At 55.2% G+C, this 23,028-nt stretch carries 25 protein-coding genes; 12 read left to right on the forward strand and 13 right to left on the reverse strand.

Annotated features, from left to right (window positions below; all coding sequences use genetic code 11):
• Positions 1-34: 34 nt before the first annotated feature.
• Positions 35-385, reverse strand: coding sequence for a DUF1304 domain-containing protein (locus tag M8Q36_RS17155; protein WP_249881695.1), 351 nt, complete (start codon positions 383-385; stop codon positions 35-37).
• A gap of 161 nt (positions 386-546) precedes the next feature.
• On the opposite strand from M8Q36_RS17155, the gene M8Q36_RS17160 reads away from it, so the two are divergent.
• Positions 547-1,215: a class I SAM-dependent methyltransferase gene (locus M8Q36_RS17160; RefSeq protein WP_249881696.1), complete on the forward strand. Its 669-nt coding sequence runs from the start codon at positions 547-549 to the stop codon at positions 1,213-1,215.
• Between the two features lie 174 nt (positions 1,216-1,389).
• Here M8Q36_RS17160 and M8Q36_RS17165 read toward each other — a convergent pair whose 3' ends face one another.
• Together M8Q36_RS17165 and M8Q36_RS17170 are read right to left on the reverse strand one after the other, a co-directional pair.
• Positions 1,390-2,349, reverse strand: coding sequence for a YbgA family protein (locus tag M8Q36_RS17165; protein ID WP_249881697.1), 960 nt, complete (start codon positions 2,347-2,349; stop codon positions 1,390-1,392).
• A 401-nt stretch (positions 2,350-2,750) separates the two neighbouring features.
• Positions 2,751-3,479, reverse strand: a complete 729-nt coding sequence (locus M8Q36_RS17170) for a MerR family transcriptional regulator (RefSeq protein WP_249881698.1) — start codon at positions 3,477-3,479, stop codon at positions 2,751-2,753.
• Between the two features lie 118 nt (positions 3,480-3,597).
• Between M8Q36_RS17170 and M8Q36_RS17175 the strand changes: the two genes are divergently transcribed.
• Positions 3,598-4,122, forward strand: coding sequence for a lipocalin family protein (locus tag M8Q36_RS17175; protein WP_249881699.1), 525 nt, complete (start codon positions 3,598-3,600; stop codon positions 4,120-4,122).
• A 234-nt stretch (positions 4,123-4,356) separates the two neighbouring features.
• On the opposite strand, the gene ychF is transcribed toward M8Q36_RS17175, so the two are convergent.
• Positions 4,357-5,448, reverse strand: coding sequence for a redox-regulated ATPase YchF (gene ychF, locus M8Q36_RS17180; RefSeq protein ID WP_016495799.1), 1,092 nt, complete (start codon positions 5,446-5,448; stop codon positions 4,357-4,359).
• Between the two features lie 126 nt (positions 5,449-5,574).
• Positions 5,575-6,159, reverse strand: a complete 585-nt coding sequence (gene pth / locus M8Q36_RS17185) for an aminoacyl-tRNA hydrolase (RefSeq protein WP_249881700.1) — start codon at positions 6,157-6,159, stop codon at positions 5,575-5,577.
• A 271-nt stretch (positions 6,160-6,430) separates the two neighbouring features.
• Between pth and ychH the strand changes: the two genes are divergently transcribed.
• Together ychH and M8Q36_RS17195 are read left to right on the forward strand one after the other, a co-directional pair.
• Positions 6,431-6,706, forward strand: a complete 276-nt coding sequence (gene ychH / locus M8Q36_RS17190; RefSeq protein ID WP_016495800.1) for a stress-induced protein YchH — start codon at positions 6,431-6,433, stop codon at positions 6,704-6,706.
• Between the two features lie 113 nt (positions 6,707-6,819).
• Positions 6,820-7,854 (forward strand): MerR family transcriptional regulator, encoded by a 1,035-nt coding sequence (locus M8Q36_RS17195; protein WP_249881701.1) that lies wholly within the window; start codon positions 6,820-6,822, stop codon positions 7,852-7,854.
• Here the strand turns inward: M8Q36_RS17195 and dauA are convergent, their stop codons facing one another.
• The 4 genes from dauA to lolB form a co-directional block, all read right to left on the reverse strand.
• Positions 7,855-9,534 carry a C4-dicarboxylic acid transporter DauA gene (dauA, locus tag M8Q36_RS17200; protein WP_249881702.1) on the reverse strand — a complete coding sequence of 560 codons (1,680 nt, stop codon included), beginning with the start codon at positions 9,532-9,534 and terminating at the stop codon, positions 7,855-7,857.
• Between the two features lie 108 nt (positions 9,535-9,642).
• Positions 9,643-10,590: a ribose-phosphate diphosphokinase gene (prs, locus tag M8Q36_RS17205; protein WP_017457137.1), complete on the reverse strand. Its 948-nt coding sequence runs from the start codon at positions 10,588-10,590 to the stop codon at positions 9,643-9,645.
• A gap of 125 nt (positions 10,591-10,715) precedes the next feature.
• The gene (gene ispE / locus M8Q36_RS17210; RefSeq protein ID WP_249881703.1) at positions 10,716-11,582 is read right to left on the reverse strand and encodes a 4-(cytidine 5'-diphospho)-2-C-methyl-D-erythritol kinase; all 867 of its coding nucleotides are present in this window, start codon (positions 11,580-11,582) and stop codon (positions 10,716-10,718) included.
• Positions 11,579-12,199 carry a lipoprotein insertase outer membrane protein LolB gene (lolB, locus tag M8Q36_RS17215; RefSeq protein WP_200550798.1) on the reverse strand — a complete coding sequence of 207 codons (621 nt, stop codon included), beginning with the start codon at positions 12,197-12,199 and terminating at the stop codon, positions 11,579-11,581. The genes ispE and lolB overlap by 4 nt, the downstream gene beginning before the upstream one ends.
• 198 nt (positions 12,200-12,397) lie before the next feature.
• Here lolB and hemA point away from each other — a divergent pair, with 198 nt between their 5' ends.
• Genes hemA through kdsA form a run of 6 tightly spaced genes read left to right on the forward strand, consistent with a single transcriptional unit; the run spans position 12,398 to position 17,715 of the window.
• Complete coding sequence (gene hemA / locus M8Q36_RS17220; RefSeq protein WP_086868608.1) at positions 12,398-13,654, forward strand: glutamyl-tRNA reductase; 1,257 nt, start codon at positions 12,398-12,400, stop codon at positions 13,652-13,654.
• A gap of 39 nt (positions 13,655-13,693) precedes the next feature.
• Entirely contained in the window at positions 13,694-14,776 is a 1,083-nt protein-coding gene (prfA, locus tag M8Q36_RS17225; RefSeq protein ID WP_249881704.1) for a peptide chain release factor 1, read from the forward strand.
• Positions 14,776-15,615 (forward strand): peptide chain release factor N(5)-glutamine methyltransferase, encoded by an 840-nt coding sequence (gene prmC / locus M8Q36_RS17230; protein WP_249881705.1) that lies wholly within the window; start codon positions 14,776-14,778, stop codon positions 15,613-15,615. The genes prfA and prmC overlap by 1 nt, the downstream gene beginning before the upstream one ends.
• Positions 15,616-15,621: 6 nt before the next feature.
• On the forward strand, positions 15,622-16,014 hold the full coding sequence (gene sirB2, locus M8Q36_RS17235) for an invasion regulator SirB2 (protein WP_249881706.1): 393 nt from the start codon (positions 15,622-15,624) through the stop codon (positions 16,012-16,014).
• 3 nt (positions 16,015-16,017) lie between these two features.
• On the forward strand, positions 16,018-16,827 hold the full coding sequence (gene sirB1, locus M8Q36_RS17240; RefSeq protein ID WP_016495810.1) for an invasion regulator SirB1: 810 nt from the start codon (positions 16,018-16,020) through the stop codon (positions 16,825-16,827).
• 36 nt (positions 16,828-16,863) lie between these two features.
• On the forward strand, positions 16,864-17,715 hold the full coding sequence (gene kdsA, locus M8Q36_RS17245; protein WP_016495811.1) for a 3-deoxy-8-phosphooctulonate synthase: 852 nt from the start codon (positions 16,864-16,866) through the stop codon (positions 17,713-17,715).
• A gap of 43 nt (positions 17,716-17,758) precedes the next feature.
• Here the strand turns inward: kdsA and chaA are convergent, their stop codons facing one another.
• Positions 17,759-18,859, reverse strand: a complete 1,101-nt coding sequence (chaA, locus tag M8Q36_RS17250; protein ID WP_249881707.1) for a sodium-potassium/proton antiporter ChaA — start codon at positions 18,857-18,859, stop codon at positions 17,759-17,761.
• A gap of 274 nt (positions 18,860-19,133) precedes the next feature.
• On the opposite strand from chaA, the gene chaB reads away from it, so the two are divergent.
• Together chaB and M8Q36_RS17260 are read left to right on the forward strand one after the other, a co-directional pair.
• Complete coding sequence (gene chaB, locus M8Q36_RS17255; protein ID WP_249881708.1) at positions 19,134-19,364, forward strand: putative cation transport regulator ChaB; 231 nt, start codon at positions 19,134-19,136, stop codon at positions 19,362-19,364.
• A 171-nt stretch (positions 19,365-19,535) separates the two neighbouring features.
• Positions 19,536-20,234, forward strand: a complete 699-nt coding sequence (locus M8Q36_RS17260) for a gamma-glutamylcyclotransferase (protein WP_249881709.1) — start codon at positions 19,536-19,538, stop codon at positions 20,232-20,234.
• 9 nt (positions 20,235-20,243) lie between these two features.
• On the opposite strand, the gene M8Q36_RS17265 is transcribed toward M8Q36_RS17260, so the two are convergent.
• The 3 genes from M8Q36_RS17265 to M8Q36_RS17275 form a co-directional block, all read right to left on the reverse strand.
• Positions 20,244-20,489 (reverse strand): DUF1883 domain-containing protein, encoded by a 246-nt coding sequence (locus M8Q36_RS17265; RefSeq protein ID WP_016495815.1) that lies wholly within the window; start codon positions 20,487-20,489, stop codon positions 20,244-20,246.
• Between the two features lie 215 nt (positions 20,490-20,704).
• Positions 20,705-22,489, reverse strand: coding sequence for a methyl-accepting chemotaxis protein (locus M8Q36_RS17270; protein ID WP_249881710.1), 1,785 nt, complete (start codon positions 22,487-22,489; stop codon positions 20,705-20,707).
• Between the two features lie 107 nt (positions 22,490-22,596).
• Complete coding sequence (locus M8Q36_RS17275) at positions 22,597-22,950, reverse strand: DsrE/DsrF/TusD sulfur relay family protein (protein WP_016495817.1); 354 nt, start codon at positions 22,948-22,950, stop codon at positions 22,597-22,599.
• Positions 22,951-23,028 lie beyond the last annotated feature (78 nt).

The raw sequence follows: 23,028 nt of genomic DNA on the forward strand, positions 1-23,028 counted from the left end.
CATTAGCCCCGTCGCTTTCAGGCGGAGACAAGATTCACTGTACCAGCAGGGCAATCAATGCGAGCAGTGCCGGAAGTGCCTGCACAAAGAGTATTTTCCGGCTGGCTGTTACCGCACCGAAAATCCCGGCAATCAGCACGCAGATCAGGAAAAAGAGGGTAACCGGCACGCCGCTTTGACCCAGCCATAATCCCCAACATAGCCCCGCCGCCAGAAAGCCGTTATACAGCCCCTGGTTCGCAGCCAGCACGCGGGTGTCGCGCGCAAACTCTGCGCTAAGATTAAAGGCTTTGCGGCCTGTTTTGGTGTCCCACAAAAACATTTCGAGCACCAGAATGTACAGATGAATGGCGGCGACAATCGCAACGAGAACAGTAGCTAACACAGGAAACCTTACTGGAAAAGGGCAGGTGACGTGGAGTATAGATAATCGCGGCGGCTGGCGCAGCGAGCACGATGAGGATTATGTCGTTTTTCGCGCTTCATCGCGTTTTGCCCCATCGACAATATGACTGACGACAGGCTTGAGCAAGGTAGCGGTTAATAATGAACATCTACGAAACACAGTATCAGGAACGGATAGCAAACGGAGAAGCCGCCTGGGCCGGAGAGGGGTATCTCAGGGCGAAGGCGCAACAGGAGCAGGTTTTTTCATGGCTTGGGCAGCACCAGTACCTCCCGCAACCCGGTGCAACAGTCCTTGAGCTGGGGTGTGGCAATGGCGCGATGGCTGCGGAATATTTTGCCCGGCGGGGTGACGAAGTGTGGGGCGTGGATTTCGCGCAAACCGCGATCCGCTGGGCTGAAGAACGCTTTACGCAAGCAGGTCTGCGCGCGCACTTTTGGGTCGGTGATGTCTGCCATCTTCCTCAGTGCAAAGCGGCAACGTTCGACCTGATTATTGATGGCAGTTGTTTGCACTGCCTGATCGGCGAGGCAAGGCAACGCTGTTTTGCTGAAGTGCGACGATTGCTCAAACCCGCAGGACATTTCATTGTCAGTTCGATGTGCGGGATGCCGCGTTATCAGGAAGACCGGGAGAATTACGATGCCGTACACCATCACCTGCTTAGAGAGGGTCAACCCTGGCGCACGTTAAAACCACTCCCGGCCTTAGTGGAGGAGCTGCAGCAGGCGCAATTCACCGTGCTGGCAAGCCGCGTTAATGCTAACCCGTGGTGGGATCATGCGACCTTAGTCTGCTCAGCGCAATGACCTGCGGGTAGTGATTCGCTTCGATGCGCTAAAGCGAAATATCAATCATGGCATGCGCAGAACCGCTGGCCGTCGCGCTACGCGCAGCGAAAAAAAAGACGACAAGAGATGTCGTCTAAACGTGGAACGAGAGGAGCCCGTATCAGGGTCATTCGAGCTTTCTTGTCATGGTATTCAGTTGACGGTCAGACGCAGCCCAAGCACGTCCGGGTAGGGGGCAAAGTAATTTTGTTTTAACAGGTAGCGATCCGGGTATTCGGCCAGATAGTGCTTCAGCAGCGTTATTGGCGCGAGGATCGGCAGCAGCCCGTTGCGATAATGGAGGATCACATCGCGCAATTCACCCCGCTGGCGGCTGTTCAAATGTTCACGGAAGTAGCCCTGAATGTGCATCAGCACGTTGGTATGATTTTTCCGCGACGCGGTTTTTTTCAGGATCGCCATCAGCTTTTCGCGGTATGCCACAAAGAAGGCGTCCAGATCTTCCCATTCGTGCAGCGAGGCGACGAAGGGGCCAATCTCCCGGTAACCGGCCTGGTCGTGCGCCAGCAACTGGAGCTTGTAGCGGCTGTGATAATCCAGCAGCGCGCGGCGGGTCAGGCCGTTGGCCTTGAGCGTGTTGAGTTCGTGCAGAGCGAAAACGCGCTCGACAAAGTTTTCCCGCAACAGTGGATCGTGCAAACGACCATCTTCTTCAACCGGTAACCACGGATAGTTCTCCAGCAGTGCGCCGGTAAAGAGGCCCACACCCTCTTTACGCCCGCGATTGCCTTTTTCATCATACAGCCGCACGCGCTCCATGCCGCAGCTCGGCGATTTCGCGCAGACGATAAAGCCGGATAACGCGGCCACTTGCGGAAGATACGCTTTGGAGAAGTCGGCCATTTTCTGCGTCACATCGTCATGCGGGGCATGGCTGAAGCGCATGAGGATCGTTGAATCGCTGTTCTGAACCAGGCGCAGCGCCGGGCGAGGTACGGGCAGGCCGATAGACATTTCAGGGCACACCGGTTTGAACGTTACCCACTGTGCTAATTCATCCATCACAAAACCCATGCGTTTGTGCCCGCCGTCAAAGCGCACCGCCGAGCCGGTTAAACATCCGCTAATACCAATGATGGGTTGCGTGTTCATCAGGTTATCCTCTTGCTGCGCGTTATGGATGAAGAAAAGTGTCGCTTTGCATATGGGTATGGCGGATTTCTTCATCCCGGTTGTATTACCTCAATGCGTGCCGCCCTGCAAAACCATCCTGTGACTGCTGCCGTTGCCTTTCACCCGCCTGCGGCTTACTCGCTGATTTATTAACGGTGACACCTATGCACCTTTCCGCCTGCGTTAAAAATCGGGGAATAACGGTATACTTTAAACTTACACAATTAAATTTATTTGTCCAAGTTTTGCTGGAGATATTTTTTATTGAGTAATAAATTCAATCAATTGTTAATGCCGTTGTTATACGCTTTTAATGCGAGTGACAGACCCGCAACGTTTCACTGTTGTGTCGCGAAGCGGGTGAGGAGTGAGGAACGGATTTAGAGCGAGATAACCTCGAGGGAAACGACAGCGGCCTGCCAGAGCGCGATCTGCTTTTTACGCGCGGCAGAGAGTTTTCCCGTGGTGACCAGCAGCCACTTTCGCTGCGGGAAAATCTCCGGAGCCAGCGTGGCGGGCGGCACCGGAAGCACGTCGATACGGTGTCCCTGGCCGGTACGTTTTAGCGCTTCGAGCCAGATTTCGCACGGGTCGGTAAGGTGCCATCCGGTAATGAGATAGTTATCGCCCGGCGCCTTTCTGTCTCCTTCGAGGCAAAACGAGGTGTAGGAGAGGATAATGCCGTCCAGGACTTCGCGCAGAGTCATCATGGTCGGGATATTGGCTGAAATCTTACTGCGCAGCGGGCGCAACACTTCGCTGACCAGCTCCGGGCGCGGGTATTCGCGGCCTGAATCGTAAATCAGCTGGCGCAGGGATTCGATTTTTCCCTCCTTCAGCCGCTGCAACATGCTCTCCTGCAGGGTGAGCCAGTTGTTTGTCCTGGGCGTTTCCGGGCGCGCCAGCAGGGGTTTCACCTGGCTTACCGGAACCCCTTTTTTCACCCAGTCGAGGATTTTCAGTGCCTGCTGGACATCATCATCGCTATACAACCGGTGACCACCACTGGTGCGCATCGGCTTAAGCAGGCCGTAACGACGCTGCCACGCGCGCAGCGTTGTCGGGGTGATCCCGCAAAGTTGAGCAAATTCGCCGATGGAGTAAGACATGAGGGAAACCTGATAATAGAGAATGCTCTCAATATACTACGAATACTAATGGGTTGAATGAAGTGCGGAGTCTTTGCACTACACTTTACTCCCAACCGCGACGATGAAAGGAGTTCTCATGAAGCTATGGCCTGTGGTGACCGGTGTTGCTATCGCCCTGACACTGGTTGCCTGTAAATCCCCGACGCCGCCAAAAGGGGTTCAGCCGATCACCGGCTTTGACGCCGGCCGTTATCTGGGCAAATGGTATGAAGTCGCCCGTCTGGAGAATCGCTTTGAACGCGGGCTGGAACAGGTGACCGCAACCTACGGCAAGCGCAGCGACGGGGGCATCAGCGTCCTCAATCGCGGCTATGATCCACAAAAGCAAAAATGGAGCGAGAGCGAAGGGAAAGCTTATTTCACCGGCAAGCCTTCGACAGCGGCGCTGAAAGTCTCTTTCTTTGGCCCGTTTTACGGCGGCTATAACGTCATTAAACTTGACGATAATTACCAGTACGCGCTGGTGAGCGGCCCGAACCGCGATTATTTGTGGATCCTGTCGCGCACGCCAACGTTGCCCGATGCGGTGAAACAAGATTACCTGAATACCGCGCGAGGGCTCGGTTTCCGGGTTGATCAACTGGTGTGGGTGAATCAGTAACAGGGCGTTAAAAACATTCCTCATGTTGCGCTGAAAAACGCTCGGTGGGGATTATCTGCTGACGAGCCTGCCGCGTAGTTCAAGGCTTTTTCAGGCCGCAGGGGATTTTGTCTGCGCTTATGTGAGATGACTGGCGATGTGCTGAAAACAAAAATCCACGCAATTGCGTGGATTTTATAGAGTTTGTCAGCCTGTATGCGATTTAATAACACCGCATCAGGCAACAGAAAAGACTCAGACGTTGAACAGGAAGTTCATCACATCGCCATCTTTCACGATGTACTCTTTACCTTCTGCACGCATCTTGCCGGCTTCTTTCGCGCCTTGCTCGCCTTTGTAAGCGATGAAATCTTCATACGCGATAGTCTGCGCGCGAATAAAGCCTTTTTCGAAGTCGGTATGGATTTTACCCGCCGCTTGCGGCGCGGTTGCGCCAACCGGGATGGTCCAGGCACGTACTTCTTTCACACCGGCGGTGAAGTAAGTTTGCAGGTTCAGCAGGGCGTAACCTGCGCGGATCACGCGGTTCAGCCCCGGCTCTTCCAGACCCAGTTCGGCCATGAACTCGTCACGCTCTTCATCGTCCAGCTCGGCGATATCTGCTTCAACGGCGGCACAAACCGGCACCACGACGGAGCCTTCTTGCTCTGCGATAGCGCGAACCTGGTCGAGGTACGGGTTATTTTCGAAGCCGTCTTCGTTCACGTTAGCGATATACATGGTCGGTTTCAGCGTCAGGAAGCTCAGGTAACGAATCGCTTCTTTCTCTTCTTTGCTCAGATCCAGCGCACGCAGCATACCGGCGTTTTCCAGCTGCGGCAGGCATTTTTCCAGCGCAGCCAGCTCAACTTTTGCGTCTTTATCGCCGCCTTTCGCTTTTTTGGACACGCGATGGATAGCGCGTTCGCAGGTATCCAGGTCAGAAAGCGCCAGCTCGGTGTTGATCACGTCGATGTCTTCCGCCGGGTTCACTTTGCCCGCCACGTGGATGATATTGTCGTTCTCGAAGCAGCGCACAACGTGGCCGATAGCTTCCGTTTCGCGGATATTAGTCAAAAACTGGTTTCCCAGACCTTCGCCTTTGGACGCGCCTTTTACCAGACCGGCGATATCGACGAATTCCATGGTGGTCGGCAGAATGCGCTGCGGTTTCACGATTTCCGCGAGTTTATCCAGACGCGGATCGGGCATCGGTACGACACCGGTGTTCGGCTCAATAGTACAGAACGGGAAGTTCGCCGCTTCAATACCTGCTTTGGTGAGCGCATTGAACAGGGTGGATTTACCTACGTTGGGCAGGCCAACGATACCGCATTTGAATCCCATGATGTAATTACCTTAATATCTTGATAATCAACCTGTTGCGAAAAACAGATTGTAGAAAAGTGAATAACTTTGGCTATTATACACGTAACCGCTGTTACGCGCGGCAAAAATGCCGCCGCAACCCGCTTATTCCGCCTTAAAGGCGTGCAGGCGATTGGTGGCTTTGGTTAAACCGTCCTTCAGCCAGATCTCGGTACAACGCGCCGCTTCGTCTACGGCTTCGTCAATCAGCTTTTGCTCGGAAACCGGCGGTTTGCCCAGCACAAAACCGACAACCTTGTTTTTATCACCCGGATGACCAATTCCAACGCGTAAACGGTGAAAATTGGGGTTATTGCCCAATTTACTGATGATATCTTTCAGACCATTGTGGCCACCGTGGCCACCCCCCAGCTTAAATTTTGCCACGCCTGGCGGCAGATCCAGCTCATCGTGGGCGACAAGAATTTCGTCCGGGTTGATGCGATAAAACGTCGCCATTGCCGCGACCGCTTTACCGCTCAGGTTCATAAACGTGGTGGGAACCAGCAGACGCACGTCTTCACCCGCCAGATTGATGCGCGAGGTATAGCCGAAAAACTTCGGCTCGTCGCGCAGCGGCGCGCGGGCTCTCTCCGCCAACAAATCAACATACCAGGCGCCTGCGTTATGGCGCGTCGCAGCATATTCAGCTCCGGGGTTCGCCAGCCCGACAATCAGTTTAATCGTCACTTTTTATTCCTGACCAGATCAATGTCCGGCGCGTAGTTTACGTTGTGCGGGACGCGAAGACAAAATTCTCCCGGCGAAACGCGAAAAATGATAATGATTGCTCACATCAACCATTCGAATTTCAAGTAGTTCAGTAGGTTATTTGTAAATTTGTGTTAGTCATAGATGTGTAATTGTGATCGTGCCCGCAACCGCTAAAAGGGTGGCTGTCTATACTTTACGCACAAGGATTGGGGTTATCCCATCCAACCCGTCGTTCCGGAGGTGACAGATGAAACGCAAAAACGCTTCGTTGCTCGGTAATGTGCTTATGGGGTTGGGGTTGGTCGTGATGGTTGTCGGCGTTGGTTATTCCATTTTAAACCAGCTGCCGCAACTTAACCTGCCGCAGTTTTTTGCCCATGGCGCTGTGCTGAGCATCTTCCTCGGAGCCGTTCTCTGGCTCGCTGGCGCCCGCGTAAGTGGTCATGAGCAGGTGTGCGATAAGTACTGGTGGGTGCGTCATTATGACAAACGCTGCCGCAGGGACCGGCAACATCATAGTTAAAACGTCAGTTTCGATAACGGTTCCTGCGGGAACCGTTTTTTTTTGGCTTTTTTCTTGACCCTCACGTAACGTGAGGCCCGATAGTCCAGTCTGTGGGCGAGAAAGGAGCAGCTATGTTGATTCAGGTGGGGGAGTTAGCGCGACGTGCAGGGATCAGTGTGCGTACGTTGCACCACTATGAGCAAATCGGTCTGCTGTTGCCTTCTGCCCGAAGCGCCGCCGGATACCGGCTTTATGCGCTCGCTGATGTCAAACGCCTGCATATGATCCAGGCGCTGGCGAAAGCGGGCATGGAACTGGCGGCAATCGGGGATTATCTGGCGCGGGAAACGCGCCCGCTGGCGGAATTACTGGATGACCAAATCACGCTGCTCGACAAGCAAATGCGCAATATTGTCACTCTGCGCGAACAGCTTGCGCTGTTGCGTGATGGTCTCGCCAGCGGCGTGGAGCCCGATCTGGAGTCCTGGCTACAGACCCTGGAGTTAATGAAAATGTACGATCGTTGGTTTAGTCCGCAAGAGTTACAGGAATTACCGTTTGCCTCGCGCGATGAGGCTCGCGAACGATTCTGGGCGCAAATGGTGAGCGAAGTGCAAACCCTTTTAGCGCAGAAGTGCCCGGTGGATGCTCCGCGCGCGATGGATCTGGCAACCCGCTGGATGACGCGGCTGGAGCAGGATACCGCCAACAAACCGGAGTTTCTGACCCGCTTAAATGAGATGCACCGCGTGGAGCCCCAAATGCGTGAGCAAACGGGCATTACGCAGGAAGCGGTCGATTTTATTACCCACAGTTTTGCGGAAAGTAAGCTCGCTATCTGGCAGCGTTATTTGTCTGCGCAAGAGATGGCGTTTACCCGGGCGCACTATTTTGACCGCATGATGGAGTGGCCGCCGCTGGTGGCGAAACTGCATACCGCTCAACGGCAGGCAGTAGATCCAGAGTCTGACGAAGCGCAGGGGCTGGCCGCTAACTGGCTGGAACTGTTCCAGTCTTACGCCGGAACCGATCCGCAAACGCAGCAAAAATTCCGCAGTGCAATGCAGCAGGAGCCGCATCTGATGAAAGGAACCTGGATGACGCCCGAAGTGCTGCAATGGCTACAACGGGCGATCGAGGTGATGATGCGCCGTCGCGCATCATGATTACAGGTCGGCTAAGGCCGCATCGCGGTTAGGGAAGAATGACAGACGGCCAGGGATTGGCTGTATACCCGCGCGCGCCAGCGTGCGCAGCGGCTGGAACTCAAGGTTGCTGACGCGCAGCTCCGTACCCTGCGGCAGGCGGTTGACGAAGCGACGGAAAGCATCCAACCCGCCCGCATCCAGTACCGGCACCGCATCCCATTTCAGCACCACAATGCGCTTCCCGGCGATACGGGTTTCCAGATCGCTGAACACACTTTCTGCAGCAGCAAAGAACAGCGGGCCGATTACGCGCAGCACCAGCACATCATCCGGTACGCTGACGTTTACTACGGCCAGGCGAGTCATCCGCGCGATACGGCGCATAAACAGCAGCGACGCGAGCACAATCCCTACGCTGATAGCGATCACCATATCGAACAGTACGGTCAGTGACATGCAAATCAGCATCACCACAATGTCATCCACCGGTGCGCGGCGCAGCAGGTCAATCACTTTGTGAGCTTCACTCATATTCCACGCCACCATCAGTAGCAGCGCCGCCATGGCAGACAGTGGCAGCCAGGAGAGCAGGGGGGCCAGCGCCAGCAGCGCCATGATCACTAACAGAGAGTGGATCACTGCCGAAATGGGTGATGTCGCACCGGCGCGGACGTTGGCTGCCGAACGGGCAATTGCAGCGGTCGCGGTGATCCCACCGAAGAACGGCGCGGCGATATTGCCCAGCCCCTGGCCAATCAGCTCGCTGTTGGCTTTATGTTTGGTGCCAGTCATTCCGTCCAGTACGACAGCGCACAGCAGCGATTCGATAGCGCCGAGCATGGCCATAGAAAATGCCGCTGGCAGCAAGGCGCGCAGCGAATCCCAGCTCAGGGTAAATTCAGAACCGGGCAGATCCCACGGCAGCACCAGTTGCGGCAGAAGCTGCGGGATGCCGTTGCCCTGCGAACCATCAGCCAGCACGTAGTGAAATTGTGAACCGATGGTCGCGACGTGACCGCCGAGCAGATTGACCACCAGCATCACCGCGCAGCCCGCCAGCAGCGCGGGCAGATGCCCCGGCAGGCGTAAACGCAGGCGCGGCCACAGCACCAGCGTGGCGAGGGTGACAATACCAATCGCCGCATCACCTGGATTGACCGTGGGCAGCGCCATCACCAGCGCGCCGACTTTTTGCAAATAGTGTTCCGGCACGTGCGGCATTTGCAGGCCGAGAAAATCTTTTATCTGCATGGTGGCAATAGTAATGCCGATCCCGGAGGTGAAACCGAGCGTCACAGAAAGCGGAATGTATTCAATTAGCCGACCAAAGCGCGCCAGCCCGAAGAGGATCAGAAACACGCCGGACATCAGCGTCGCTACCAGCAGGCCCGACAGACCAAACTGTTGCGACACCGGATACAGAATAACCACGAAGGCGGCCGTCGGGCCGGAAACGCTGTAGCGCGAGCCGCCGCTCAGGGCGATAACAATCCCGGCAACCGCCGAGGTATAAAGCCCGTATTGCGGTGCCACGCCGCTGCCGATCGCCAGCGCCATCGCCAGCGGGATAGCGATAATACCCACCGTTATGCCGGCAATCAGATCGCGGGTGAAACGGGCGGTGGTGTATTTCTCTTTCCAGCACGCGTCGATTAGCGCGCGAAAAGGCATGACATGAGGTGAGAACAATCTGTTCACAATGATCTGGCGTCCCCTGGAAATCATTCGATAACTAATTAATAAATCATACAAATAATATTTAAAGCTAAAAAAACCCGCCTGAGCGGGTTTTTTATACAGCAACGATTAATGTTCGAACATGGCGGAAATTGATTCTTCGTTACTGATACGACGGATAGCTTCAGCCAGCATGCCAGACAGCGTCAGCGTACGTACGTTCGGCAGCGCTTTGATCTCATCGCTCAGCGGAATGGTGTCGCAGACAACCACTTCGTCGATCACAGAGTTGCGCAGGTTATTTACCGCATTACCGGAGAAAATCGGGTGAGTCGCGTAGGCAAATACGCGTTTCGCACCACGCTCTTTCAGCGCTTCTGCTGCTTTGCACAGCGTACCGCCGGTATCGATCATATCGTCAACCAGAACGCAGTCGCGGTTTGCCACGTCACCGATGATGTGCATTACCTGAGAAACGTTAGCGCGCGGACGGCGTTTATCAATGATCGCCATATCGGTATCGTTCAGCAGCTTGGCAATCGCACGGGCGCGAACGACGCCGCCGATATCCGGGGAAACCACAATCGGGTTGTCCAGATTCAGTTGCAGCATATCTTCAAGCAGGATTGGGCTACCGAATACGTTATCTACCGGCACATCAAAGAAGCCCTGAATCTGTTCAGCATGCAGGTCAACGGTCAGTACGCGGTCAACACCGACGCTTGAGAGGAAATCGGCAACCACTTTTGCGGTAATCGGTACACGGGCGGAGCGCACGCGGCGATCCTGACGGGCATAGCCAAAGTAAGGAATGACCGCGGTGATACGACCTGCGGAAGCACGGCGCAGGGCATCAACCATTACAACCAATTCCATCAGGTTGTCGTTGGTAGGGGCACAAGTGGACTGGATGATGAAAATATCACCACCGCGTACATTTTCATTGATTTGTACGCTGACTTCGCCGTCGCTAAAGCGGCCTACGGCGGCGTCGCCGAGAGAAGTGTACAGGCGGTTGGCAATACGTTGTGCTAGTTCCGGGGTAGCGTTACCAGCAAAAAGCTTCATATCAGGCACGAGAAGAACCTCAGGCATGCGTCCAGTGGTGGATAGAATCGGCCAAAATGTGCGGTCAGGGCTGAATTCTATCCATGCGGTGTATTAAAGAGCGCGATGCAACGTCTGGAACAGGTGTGACGTTGTCACCGGAGCTCAGCTTGCCCGGCGATGGTCTGCGCTAGCGGCGAGAGGTTGACGCCTCGCGCGACAAAACCGTGCAGCCATTCCGGGGCTTGCTCAAGCACCTGACGAGCGGCGGATTCGGTGTCAAATTCGGAAAAGACACAGGCTCCTGTGCCAGTCAGGCGCGACGGCGCGTATTCTAACAGCCAGGAAAGCGCGGCATCAACCTCGCGAAAACGTTTTCTTGCGATAACCTCGCAATCGTTGCCGAATTCACATTTTAATAACGTATCAATTGACCTTTGCGGCGTATTTCTCGGCAGCTCCGGATCCTTGAAAATCACCGGCGTGGGAATGCCCACACCAGGGTGCGCCACCAGATACCATTTTTCCGGCGGATTGGCCGGAGTGAGGATTTCGCCAACCCCTTCGGCGAAAGCTGCGTGACCGCGCACAAACACCGGCACATCGGCACCCAGTTGCAGGCCAAGTTCGGCTAACTCATCGACGCTCAGCTTGCAACCCCACAGGTGATTGAGGGCGACCAGCACGGTGGCTGCATTCGACGACCCGCCGCCGAGCCCGCCGCCCATCGGCAGGCGTTTGTCGATAGCGATCTCCGCGCCGCTACCCGCAGGCAGACGACCGCTTTCCGCCGCGCGCTGCATAAGCAGACGTGCGGCGCGTACAATCAGGTTCTCTTCGTCCGGCACGCCTTTGACCGGTGTCAGCAGGCGGATCTCTCCATCGCTGCGTGGTTCAATAGTCAGCGTGTCGCCATAATCAAGAAACTGAAACAGGGTTTGCAGCGTGTGGTAGCCATCGGCGCGCTGGCCGGTAATGTATAAAAACAGGTTGAGTTTCGCCGGAGCGGGCCACGTTGTCATTTGGCAATCCAGTTGTCCATTTTCAGCTTGATGCGCTGTTTGCCGTCGCTCAACTCCATATTGGCCGGCAGGGAAGGCTGGCTGTTGTCATACCCGCCATATACCACTTTCCAGCTTTTGCCGCCCTGGTTGTAATTCAGCTCGCTCAGGCGGTATTGCGCGTCAAGTTTATAATCGGTGGCATCGCCGGGCAGACCAAGGATCCACTGGCGCAGGCTGTTAAGCGGAATCGGCATGCCGGTCAGTTTGCCAATCATCTCTTCGGCATCATCGGCGGTGTAGCGTTTGCCTTTGTTGTCCACCAGTTGCACGTTACCCGGCTGAGCGTTCAGTTCCAGTTCGGTGCTGCCCAGCGGGTTGGTCAGCAACAGACGATAGCGATCCTGACCGGTTTGCTGCCAGAAGAAGCGGGCATACACTTTTTGCTCGTCAGAGATATAAGCGAATGCGCCGCGCGTCTGATACTGATTCAAGCTGCGCACCTGTTGCTGGTGTTCACGCCACTGTGGCGAATCCGGGCTTTGTCCCGGTCCTTTGGGCGCATTGAGCGTACAAGCGGTTAATACGAGGCTTGCCAGCGGCAGCAGGCGGATAAAGCGAAAGTCTGGCAGAGTCATAACGAGGGGAAATCCTTGCGAGGTTGCAGTATTACGCTTAATGCTAGCGCCGCTCGGAAACAGCGTCTACGTTCAAGTTGTCTTAAATCATTAAATTACCAATTACTCCGAAAGGGTAGTGTCTCTTTTATTGACCTCACTCATCCTGTATGATGCGTACAGTCTAACCTTATCAACGTTGGTACTATTCCCGCGCTCATGACCCTTTTAGCTCTTGGCATCAATCACAAAACGGCTCCCGTTTCGTTGCGAGAACGCATTGCATTTTCGCCGGAAACGCTTGACCAGGCGTTAGAAAGCCTGCTGTCGCAGCCGATGGTGCAAGGCGGTGTGGTGCTGTCAACCTGCAACCGCACCGAGCTCTATTTGAGTGTTGAAGAGCGGGATAACCTGCAAGAAGCGCTGGTGCGCTGGCTGTGTGATTATCACCATTTGCGTGAAGACGAAGTGCGCCAGAGCCTCTACTGGCATCAGGATAATGACGCCGTCAGCCATTTAATGCGCGTGGCGAGCGGGCTGGATTCGCTGGTTCTCGGCGAGCCGCAAATCTTAGGCCAGGTGAAAAAGGCCTTTGCCGATTCCCAACGAGGTCATGACAACGCCAGCGATCTGGAGCGCATGTTCCAGAAATCATTCTCCGTCGCCAAGCGCGTGCGCACGGAAACCGATATTGGCGCCAGTGCGGTATCGGTCGCTTTCGCCGCCTGTACGCTGGCGCGACAAATCTTCGAATCCCTTGCATCGGTCACCGTGCTGTTAGTGGGCGCGGGTGAAACCATTGAGCTGGTTGCACGCCACCTGCGCGAGCATAAAGTGCAGAAAATGATCATCGCCAACCGCACGCGTGAACGCGCGCAGGTGCTGGCGGATGAAGTCGGTGCGGAAGTCATTTCTTTAAGCGACATTGATGAGCGCCTGAAAGATGCCGATATCGTGATCAGCTCCACCGCCAGCCCACTGCCGATTATTGGTAAAGGGATGATGGAACGCGCGATGAAAGCGCGGCGTAATCAGCCTGTTTTGCTGGTGGATATCGCCGTGCCGCGCGATGTTGAGCCTGAAGTGGGCAAAGTGGCGAACGCCTATCTCTATAGCGTCGACGATCTGCAAAGTATTATTCAGCACAACCTGGCGCAGCGTAAAGCCGCTGCGGTGCAGGCAGAAACCATCGTTGCCCAGGAAACCAGTGAATTTATGGCCTGGCTGCGTGCGCAAAGCGCCAGCGAAACCATTCGCGAATACCGCAGCCAGTCTGAAACGGCGCGCGATGAGCTGACCGCCAAAGCGCTTGCCGCGCTGGAGCAGGGCGGCGACCCGCAAGCTATCATGCAAGACCTGGCGTGGAAACTGACCAACCGCCTTATCCATGCCCCAACCAAATCTCTTCAGCAGGCCGCCCGTGACGGGGATGATGAGCGTCTGCATATTCTGCGCAACAGCCTCGGGCTGGATTAGCACAACACTCTCTTATTATTAAAAGGTGCATTTACGCCTATGAAGCCTTCTATCGTTGCCAAACTGGAAGCCCTGCATGAGCGCCATGAAGAAGTTCAGGCGCTGCTCGGTGACGCACAAACCATCGCCGACCAGGATAAATTCCGTGCGCTGTCGCGCGAATACGCACAGCTAAGCGATGTGTCGCGCTGTTTTACTGACTGGCAACAGGTTCAGGAAGATATCGAAACCGCGCAGATGATGCTCGACGACCCGGAAATGCGCGACCTGGCGCAGGATGAACTGCGCGACGCGAAAGAAAAAGGCGAACAACTTGAACAGCAACTGCAACTGTTGCTGCTGCCGAAAGATCCCGATGATGAGCGTAATGCGTTTGTCGAAGTTCGTGCCGGAACCGGTGGCGACGAAGCCGCGCTTTTTGCCGGCGATTTGTTCCGTATGTACAGCCGTTATGCCGAATCCCGCCGCTGGCGCGTCGAGATCATGAGCGCCAACGACGGTGAGCACGGCGGCTTTAAAGAAGTGATCGCCAAAATTAGCGGCGAGGGCGTTTACGGACGTCTGAAATTTGAATCTGGCGGCCATCGCGTCCAGCGCGTTCCGGCAACGGAATCGCAGGGGCGTATTCACACGTCTGCCTGTACCGTGGCCGTAATGCCGGAGCTGCCGGAAGCCGAAATGCCGGATATCAATCCGGCCGATCTGCGTATTGATACCTTCCGCTCTTCCGGCGCAGGCGGTCAGCACGTTAACACCACCGATTCCGCGATCCGTATTACCCACCTGCCGACCGGGATTGTGGTCGAGTGCCAGGATGAACGCTCGCAGCATAAAAACAAAGCGAAAGCCTTGTCAGTGCTCGGCGCGCGCATCCACGCCGCAGAAGCCGCAAAACGCCAGCAGGCAGAAGCCTCCACACGGCGTAACCTGCTGGGCAGCGGCGATCGCAGCGACCGTAACCGCACCTATAACTTCCCGCAGGGTCGTGTGACCGATCACCGTATCAACGTTACGCTTTATCGCCTCGACGAAGTGATGGAAGGCAAGCTGGATATGCTGATCGAACCGATTGTGCAGGAATACCAGGCCGACCAGCTGGCGGCGCTCTCCGAGCAGGAATAATGGATTATCAACAGTGGTTGCGCCAGGCGATACGTGAGCTTGCCGCGAGCGAAAGCCCGCGCCGCGATGCGGAGATCTTATTGGGGTTTGTCACTGGCAAATCGCGTACGTTCATTCTCGCGTTTGGTGAAACCATGCTTGACGCCGGGCAGCAGCAACAGCTGGCGACGTTACTGGCTCGTCGTGTAAATGGCGAACCGGTGGCGCACCTGATTGGCGTACGGGAGTTCTGGTCACTGCCGCTGTTTGTCTCGCCGGCAACCCTTATTCCGCGCCCCGACACCGAGTGCCTGGTTGAACAGGCGCTGGCGCGTCTTCCTTCCTCACCGTGTCGCATTCTCGATTTAGGCACCGGCACTGGCGCCATCGCGCTGGCGCTGGCGAGCGAGCGCCCGGACTGCAACGTCACGGCGGTCGATCTGATCCCGGATGCGGTGGCGCTGGCACAACGCAACGCTGCACATCTGAACATCACCAATATTGAGATCCTGCAAAGCCGCTGGTTCAGCGCGCTTGAAGGGCAGCAATTTGCCATGATTGTCAGTAATCCACCTTACATCGATGAGCACGATCCGCATCTTGCGCAGGGCGATGTGCGTTTTGAACCGCTCAGTGCGCTGGTGGCGGCCGACAACGGGCTGGCGGATTTACACACCCTTATTGACGATGCCCGCCAGCATGTGTTGCCCGGCGGCTGGCTGCTGCTGGAACATGGCTGGCAACAGGGCGCAGATGTTCGCGCTATCTTCGAACATTACGGCTGGCAGCAGGTTGCAACGTGCCGGGATTACGGTGATAACGAACGCCTGACGCTGGGGCAATGGCCTTTACAGGAGTAACGGGCAATGAATGCTTTTAAGCTGCTGATTATATTGCATTTGACCTCTGTGGCACTCACCGTTAGCCTGTTTGTTTTACGCTACTGGTGGCGTTGGTCGGGCGATCCGCGTATTAACGCCCGCTGGGTGCGGGTGGTGCCGCACACGGTGGATACCGTGCTGCTGCTGAGCGGCGCGGGTTTGATGTGGGTGACAGGCTATTTGCCATTTACGGTTAAAGGCGCATGGCTGACTGAAAAGCTGTTTGGCGTTATCATCTACATCGTTTTGGGTTTTATTGCGCTGGGGCGACATCGTCCGCGCAGCCAGCAAACAGGTTTTATCGCTTTCTTGCTGGGGCTGGTGGTGCTGTACATCATCATTAAACTCGCCGCCACAAAAGTACCGATACTGGGGTAAGACATGAGATCGTTAGCTGATTTCGAATTTAACAAAGCGCCGTTATGCGACGGGATGATCCTTGTTTCCGAGCTGATTCGCGATGACTTTCCTTCGCAATATGTGCAAGACGAACTGGAGCGGTTGCTCAGTCTGGCACGTGAGGAGATAGGCCAGGCAAAGCCTCAGGACTGGCAACTGGAAAAACTCGTTGAGCTGTTTTACGGCGAATGGGGTTTTAAAGATACGCGCGGCGTGTACCGTTTATCTGACGCGCTGTGGCTGGATAAAGTGCTGCAAAACCGTCAGGGTAGCGCGGTATCGCTGGGCGCGATTTTACTGTGGGTCGCCGGTCAGCTGGATATTCCCCTGACGCCGGTGATTTTCCCGACTCAGCTCATCCTGCGCGCCGAATGGCTGGATGGCGAAATGTGGCTGATCAACCCGTTTAACGGCGACACGCTGGACGAACACACGCTGGAAGTGTGGCTGAAAGGCAATATCAGCCCGGTGGCCGAGCTGTTTAACGAAGATCTCGATGAGGCCGACAACGCCGAAGTGATCCGCAAATTACTGGATACATTGAAGTCGGCGCTGATGGAAGAGCAGCAGATGGAACTGGCGTTGCGCGCCAGTGAAGCGCTGTTGCAGTTCAATCCCGAAGATCCGTATGAAATCCGCGATCGCGGTCTGATTTATGCGCAACTGGATTGTGACCATGTGGCGCTGAATGATTTGAACTACTTTGTAGAGCAGTGTCCTGAGGATCCGATAAGTGAAATGATCCGCGCGCAAATCAATTCGATTGCACACAAGCAGATTACCCTGCATTAAAGATTTGTTCCGATTCACACTCGATAAGGCGATTTTATGAAACAAAAAGTGGTCAGCATTGGCGACATTAACGTCGCGAACGACCTGCCGTTTGTACTGTTTGGTGGTATGAACGTGCTGGAATCCCGCGACTTGGCAATGCGCATTTGCGAACACTATGTCACCGTGACCCAGAAACTGGGTATCCCGTACGTGTTCAAAGCCTCTTTTGATAAAGCCAACCGTTCTTCCATCAAGTCCTACCGTGGGCCGGGTCTGGAAGAGGGGATGAAAATCTTTCAGGAACTGAAACAGACCTTTGGCGTGAAAGTGATCACCGACGTGCATGAAGCGTCGCAGGCGCAGCCGGTGGCTGATGTGGTGGATGTGATCCAGCTTCCTGCGTTCCTCGCGCGTCAGACCGATCTGGTTGAAGCGATGGCGAAAACGGGCGCGGTCATCAACGTGAAAAAACCGCAGTTTGTCAGCCCCGGTCAGATGGGCAACATCGTCGATAAATTCCACGAAGGCGGCAACGATAAAGTGATCCTCTGCGATCGCGGCGCGAACTTCGGCTATGACAACCTGGTGGTCGACATGCTGGGCTTCGGCGTGATGAAGAAAGTCTCCAACAACTCACCGGTGATTTTCGATGTCACCCATGCGTTGCAGTGCCGCGACCCGTTCGGCGCGGCGTCTGGCGGTCGTCGTGCTCAGGTTACCGAACTGGCGCGCGCGGGCATGGCAACCGGCCTGGCAGGGCTGTTTATTGAAGCGCACCCGGATCCGGATAACGCCAAATGTGACGGCCCGTCCGCGCTGCCGCTGGATAAACTGGAGCCGTTCTTAAAACAGATCAAAGCGATTGACGATCTGGTGAAAAGCTTCGACGAACTCGATACCGAGTAAGCATAAAAAACCCCGCGAATGCGGGGTTTTTTGTTCCTGCCTGTCAGGCAAATATTGTCATCAGATAGGCGGCGAACAGCGCCAGGTGCGCCGCGCCATTAAGCACATTGGTTCGCCCGGTAGAGAACGAGATTTGGCACAGCAGCAGTGAGGCGACCATGACAATCATTTCCGGCGCGCCAAGGCCGAACACCAGGTCATTACCGGTTAGCCACGCAATCAGCGTTACAACCGGGACGGTAAGGGAAATCGTTGCCAGTACCGAGCCAAAGAACAGGTTCATGGCGCGCTGTACCTGATTATTCAGCACCGCTTTTAACGCCCCTAAACCTTCCGGCGAGAGGATCAGCAGCGCCACCAGGAAGCCGGTAAATGCCACCGGCGCATTCATTTCTGTCAGCAGCGCTTCGAGCGGCGTCGCATTCATTTTCGTCACGGCAATGACCGCAACCAGATGGATAATCAGCCACAGCGTGTGCCACAGATTACCGTGCGCGGACGGTTTGCCGTGGTGCGGATCGTCATCATCACTTTCGTCTTCATGTTCATAAACGAACAAGCTCTGGTGCGTTTTGGTCTGGATAAGCAAAAATACGCCGTACATAGCCGCTGAAATCAACGCCACCAGCAGCGACTGACCAATGGTAAAATTGGCCTGCGGCAGCGCCATCGGAAACACCAGCACGATAATCGCCAGCGGAAACAGCGCTATCAGATACTGTTTTATGCCAAACAGATTCATATATTGCGTGGCGAACTTACGCCCGCCCAGCAGCAGTGAAAAGCCCACCAGACCGCCAGTAACAATCATGATGATGGAATAGAGCGTGTCACGCATTAGCGTCGGCGCGGCGTCACCCGTTGCCATCAATGCGGAAATCAGGCTGACTTCGAGGATAACCACCGACAGGCTGAGGATCAGTGAACCATAGGGCTCGCCAAGCCGGTGGGCAAGCACGTCGGCATGGCGTACCACGCTAAACGCGCTGGATAAGATACCAACCAGTGCTAATAAATTAATGCCGATAACCGCTGGTAGTGACTGCGAACCTCCCCAGAAAAGCAGCACTGCCAGCGCCAGCACCGGGAAAATAAGAGATGTCTCCTTGTGGCGGGTTTTCACCGCCTCGTGCGTTGTTGTCATTATGATGCTCCATCACAGTGCAGGTGTTTGCGAATTATAGAGAAAAAAAGAACGGGTCATAAAATAACAAAAATCACTGTTTTGATGGGGGTTTTTACGTAGTTTTACCCTCAGCGCTTCGTTTTGTTATCAACTAAATAAAATATCCACTCTCATTTAATTTGTATTTATCTTACAGTGGGATAGATATTCCTGTCTGGCATTTTGTCCCCTCTGCTGGCGCACCCGGTGTTTGTCGTCCAGGCTTATTTCTTTAAGCAAAAAGGAGCGTGAAATGCCATATAAAGCGAAATCCGATCTGCCTGAGAGCGTGCAACATGTCCTGCCAGCGCATGCGCAGGAAATTTATAAAGAGGCGTTTAACAGCGCCTGGGAGCAATATAAGGACAAAGAGGATCGCAAGGGTGACACGAGCCGCGAGGAGACGGCGCACCGCGTGGCCTGGGCGGCGGTAAAAAATGATTACCAGAAAGGTGACGATGACAAATGGCATAAAAAGAAGTAACGCGCTGAAATAATTACTTTTCGCCATTTATAGCTCTATTCGATGGATTGACGCTATTGCCAGCGGCCTGTGAATTGCATAAGGTCGTAGTAAGCTGCGCTTAAAGCAGCATTTGCCGGGAAGGCAGCAGTTGAGCAGTCGCACGGAAGCAGGCAGTGGCGGAGGTAGAAGATGTTAACGCGTGATTTTCTGCGAGCAGCAGATTGCAAAACGGCATTCGGCGATATTGACGAGTCGTTACTTTGGTCGGCGGAACAGCGAGCGGCATCGCTGGCGGCGACGCTGGCGTGTCGACCAGACGATGGCCCGGTGTGGATTTTTGGTTATGGTTCGCTGATGTGGAACCCGGCGCTGGAGTTTGACGAATCCTGCACCGGCACGCTGACGGGGTGGCACCGTGCGTTTTGCCTGCGCTTAACCGCCGGGCGCGGCACCGCCTGCCAGCCTGGACGCATGCTGGCGCTGAAAGAGGGCGGGCGTACCACGGGCGTGGCGTACCGTTTATCCGACGACACCCTGCATGATGAGCTGACGCTGCTGTGGAAACGCGAAATGATCACCGGCTGTTACATGCCAAGCTGGTGCAAACTGGCGCTTGATGATGGCCGCACGGTAAATGCGCTGGTGTTTATTATGGATCCGCGCCATCCGCTGTATGAATCCGATACGCGTGCGCAGACCATTGCCCCGCTGATTGCCGCCGCCAGCGGCCCGCTCGGCACGAATGCGCAGTATCTTTTTTCACTGGAACAGGAGCTGATGAAGCTCGGCATGCAGGATGATTGTCTGAACGATCTGGTGGGGAAAGTGCGTTTGCTGCTGGAGGGAGAAAAACCAGGCCCGGAGATGCAGCCTGGTTTTGCCTGCTAACCGCAACCGTTAAGCGGCGACGTAGCTGATGGAGTGCTCCAGCGACTGGCTGTGGCTGTCGATCAGCACACTCCAGACGCCGCTGTACGGCACAGCCAGATAGGCGCTTGCGCGATTCTGGACACTCAGAATATCCGTTTGAGCGTTCGGCGTTCGGCTCTTCTCGCTCATCAAATGAATGTGACAACTTTCGGAACAACGAACAACTACTGTATCCCCACCAAACAACTTCAGACTTGCTTTTACCACCGCCATTTTTAACCCCGTAGTTTTTTAACAACGCGATCCGTGCGGGAAGGATCCCCGTGCGTGACTTTGTTCACAATTCACTCAGTGCATAACACCAAACGGAGGGGGTTCGAATGCTGATTTTGATCAAATAATGACGTAACGATTAAACAAAAATTACATTATTCGGCAGGGGAAGAAGACGGCGCGTAAAACCGTGGTTAAAACGCGCCGATAAAAGATTAAATGCGGAAATGACCGGCAGTTTCAGCAAGCTCCGTCGCCTGCGAGCGCAGCGCGCCAGCGGCGGCGGTCGATTCAACCACCAGTTCCGCGTTTTGCTGCACCATACGGTCAAGATCTAGCACCGCATGGTTAATTTCCTGAATACCTTTCATCTGCTCGCTGGTGGCGACGGAGATTTCACGCATGATCACCGACACGCTATCGATGCTGGCGACAATATCCGTCATGCTGTCGCCCGCGAGGCGGACAAAGCGCGAACCGGTCGCCACGCTTTCGGTGGTGGAGTCGATCAGCGTTTTGATCTCTTTCGCCGCTTGTGCGCTTCGGCTGGCAAGATTGCGCACTTCGCCTGCGACGACCGCGAAACCGCGCCCTTGTTCGCCCGCGCGGGCAGCTTCAACCGAGGCGTTGAGCGCCAGGATATTGGTCTGGAAAGCAATACCGTCAATCACGCTCGTGATATCGCCAATTTTTGCCGAAGCCACTTCAATCGACTGCATCGTATTGATCGCTTGCGTCACCACCTGACCGCCGCGCGACGCCGCTTGTGAAGCCACATGCGCCTGATCGTTGGCCTGTGCTGCGGCGTCGGTAGACTGCGCCACCGACGCCGTGATTTGCTCGACCGCACTGGCCGTTTCGCGCAGGCTGGAGGCCGCTTGTTCGGTTCGCCCGGAGAGATCCTGGTTGCCGGCGGCAATCTGTTGCGCGGCCACTTGTACCGAATTGCTGGAATCGCGCAGTTTAACCATCACTACGGAAAGCTTGTCGCTGAAGGCGTTAAAGGCATGCGCTATTTGCGAAACCTCGTCATGTCCATCCACCGGTAAGCGCTGCGAGAGATCGTTGGTGCCGCTGCTGATGGCGTTCATCGCATCGCGCACCGTCAGCAGACGTTTAAGCAGGGTGGAGACAATCCAGTGCATCACTGCGCCTGCAATCAGCACCAGCACAATCAACGACAGCGCGGAGGCTTTAAGCTGTGCGCGCAGTCCTGCGGTAGAGTCAGCGCTATCAAGCGCTACCGCCAGCAACCAGTTGGTGCCTTTGACCGGAGTTGCCAGCAGCGCTTTATCTTCGCCGGCATACACACCTGCCACCCGTTTTCCTGCCCGCAACTGTTCGAAGCTGACCCCGCCAATCGCCTCACTGAAGGGTTTCATGGTCAGTTTGTCGTTGGCGGCGGCAATCACCGAACCATCGCTTGCCAGCAACATGCCGGTGCTGTTCGGTGTTGGGCTGATACCGCGCACGTTAGCCACCACGCTATCCATCGATACATCGCCTGCAACCACGGCTTTTAACGTACCGTTCTCTTTGACCGGGACGGCGAACGTCACCACCAGCGCACCGGTGCTGGCGTCAACATAAGGTGCAGTAACGACAGGCGCGTCGGCTTTTACCACTTGCTGATACCACGGTCGGATTGTCGGGTCGTAATCCGCCGGGACGCCGCCCGGATCGGAGAATTTCGCCGTTTTCGTGGCGTAACCAACATAAACGTTGATAAACCCACCGGCGCGCGCGATCTGCGTGAAAACCGGCACGGGATCGTCGGTTAACGCCACGCTTTGCAAAGAGGCAATCATGTTCATTTTGCTGGCGACCCAGTCGGCAATCGCAATACTGTGACTGGCGCTGGTGCTGGAGAGAATATCCTGCTGGGTTTGTTGGCTGTGTTGGCTGGTTACCTGATAGTTAATGATGGTGTTAAGCAGCAAAGCGCCGGCGAGACATCCCGCCGTTGCTGCAATAATACGGGACTTAATCGATCTGAACATAGTTATAGTACCTGCTGTGTTGTCTTAAAGGGCTATCGGCAACACAGCAGGCAAACTTGATGACGTAACGCCACCCATAAGAAAAAAATATTAAACTCGCCGCAATATTAAAACGTTAATACTTTGTCGGCCGCCAGCGTCCACTGCGCCAGTTCCACCAACGTGCCGATCTCCACGCCGTCAATCAGCGGCAACGCGGTAATGCCGCGCCCGTCGGTGCAGGTTTTACACAGTTTCACCGGTACGTTTTGCGCCGTCAGAATCTCCAGCATCTGCTGGATGTTGTAGCCCTCGGCAGGTTTTTGCCCGCGCAACCCGGCGGTTACCGCATCGGACATCAAAAACAGCCGCAGTTCAGTGTCGCTACTCTGCTCACGCAGCGCGATGGCCAGCCGTAAGCTGTTGAATAGCGACTCACTGCCGTACGCCGCGCCATTGGCGATAATCACGATCTTTTGCATCTTTACTCCTTCGATAAACAGGACTCGTGGCGCTTATGCTACTGCGGCCTGGCAACGGGCGAAAGGCAGTCATAACAA

It is taken from the genome of Kosakonia sp. R1.Fl (assembly GCF_023516815.1).
GTDB lineage: Bacteria > Pseudomonadota > Gammaproteobacteria > Enterobacterales > Enterobacteriaceae > Kosakonia.